The organism is Arenibaculum sp., assembly GCF_035998295.1.
Lineage (GTDB): Bacteria > Pseudomonadota > Alphaproteobacteria > Azospirillales > Azospirillaceae > DASYHS01.
Genome location: NZ_DASYHS010000110.1, coordinates 1 through 1,828 on the forward strand (window position 1 = coordinate 1; position 1,828 = coordinate 1,828).

At 66.5% G+C, this 1,828-nt stretch carries 2 protein-coding genes; both read left to right on the forward strand.

The window, feature by feature from the left end:
- Positions 1 to 326 (forward strand): PEP/pyruvate-binding domain-containing protein (locus VGO20_RS11635; protein ID WP_327502511.1); only part of this gene is annotated, 326 nt, incomplete at its 5' end.
- Positions 327 to 405: 79 nt separating this feature from the next.
- Positions 406 to 1,551: an ISAs1 family transposase gene (locus VGO20_RS11640; RefSeq protein WP_327502512.1), complete on the forward strand. Its 1,146-nt coding sequence runs from the start codon at positions 406 to 408 to the stop codon at positions 1,549 to 1,551.
- Positions 1,552 to 1,828 lie beyond the last annotated feature (277 nt).

Below are 1,828 nucleotides of genomic sequence, written 5' to 3' on the forward strand. Positions count from 1 at the left end.
GAGTCCGGATTTCGCGACGTCGTCTTCATCACGGCGCCTGGGGCCTGGGCGAGACGGTCGTTCAGGGGACGGTCGATCCGGACGAGTTCTACGTCCACAAAACCACCTTCGAGGTCGGCCGCCGCTGCGTCCTGCGCCGTACGCTGGGGGTGAAGCAGCAGAAGATGGTCTATGCGGAGGGCTCCAGCCGACACAGCACCCGCACCGTCGAAACGGCCGATGCCGAGCGCGATCGCTTCTGCATCTCCGACGCCGAGGTCATGACGCTCGCCGATTTCGCCATCAAGTGCGAGAAGCACTACAGCAGGGCAATCGCTTCAGGTTAACGGGTTGAGGTTGAGGCGGGGGAATCCCAAGGAGGGGATAATGTGATTCATGTAACGCTCCGCTTTGGAGCGAGCTTCCATGTCTCAGGTCGCCGGCCCTCGCAGCCTTCTGGATCACTTTTCGGCTCTGGAGGACCCGCGCCAGCAGTGGCGGGTGGTCTACCCGCTGCCGGAGATCCTGCTGCTGGTCCTCGGGGCTACGCTGTCCGGGATGGAGGACTTCGTGGAAATCCGGCTGTGGGGCGAGGAACGGCTGGACTTCCTGCGGCGGTTCCTGCCCTACGAGCGCGGCATTCCCTCCCACGACACGCTCGGCGACGTGATCAACGCGCTCGACCCGGAGCTGTTCAAGCACTGCTTCCTGGAGTGGGCGGCGGGCCTGCGCGACGATGAGCCGGAGGTGATCGCCATCGACGGCAAGACCTCACGGCGCAGCCATGCCCGCACGAAGGGCCGCGGGCCGCTGCACCTGGTGTCGGCGTGGGCCAGCCGGCAGCGTCTGGTGCTCGGTCAGGAAGCGGTCGAGACCAAGTCCAACGAGATCGCCGCGATCCCGCTGCTACTGAAGAACCTGGAACTGACCGGCGCGCTCGTCACCATCGATGCCATCGGCACCCAGGTCGAAATCGCGCGCGCCATCACCGAGGGCGGCGGCGACTACCTGCTGGCCCTGAAGGCCAACCGGCCCGCCCTGCTGGCCGATGTCGAGACGTTCTTCGCCGATCCCGCCAACCTCGCCGCCTGCCGGAGCTACGACACGGCCGACGGCGACCATGGCCGCATCGAGCAGCGCCGCCACAGCGTCTCCCATGACGTCGGATGGCTGCAGTCCGACCGCCGCTACCCCGACGAACGGATATTCCCCGGCCTCGCCGCCATCGCCATGGTCGAGGCCACGACCACCCACGACGCCAGGGTGAGACACGAGAAGCGCTACTACATCGCCTCCGCACAGCTCGATGCCAGGGCCTTCGCCGCCGCCGTGCGCGCCCACTGGGGCATCGAGAACAGGCTGCACTGGGTCCTCGATGTCGTCTTCCACGACGACCTCGCACGCCTGCGATCCGGCCACGGGCCGCAAAACATGGCCGTCGTCAAACACATGGCCATGAACCTCATCAGGCATCCCAAGGACAGGCACAGCCTCAAGAACCGCCGAAAACTCGCATGCCTCAACCCAGACTATCTCGAAACGCTCATACGGAATCAGCCGCAGTTAACCTGAAGCGATTCCCCTGGTCGGCGCCCGCGGACGTCCCGGCCGTCGGCGGCCGGGTGCAAGTCGGTCGCCGATGCGCCAAACTGCCGGCCATCACCTGCGAAGGACCGATACATGCTCTTTCTCGCCATCAGCACGCCCGCGCCCACTGAACCTTCTGCCGTGCGGGATCGGCGGCAGCGCTACTGGCAGTGGGTGGCCCCCCTGCGCGAGGACGGCACGGTGCGATCGATCCATGCCCGCGTCGGCCGGGGCGCCGTGGCGCTGTTCGACGTCGATTCCC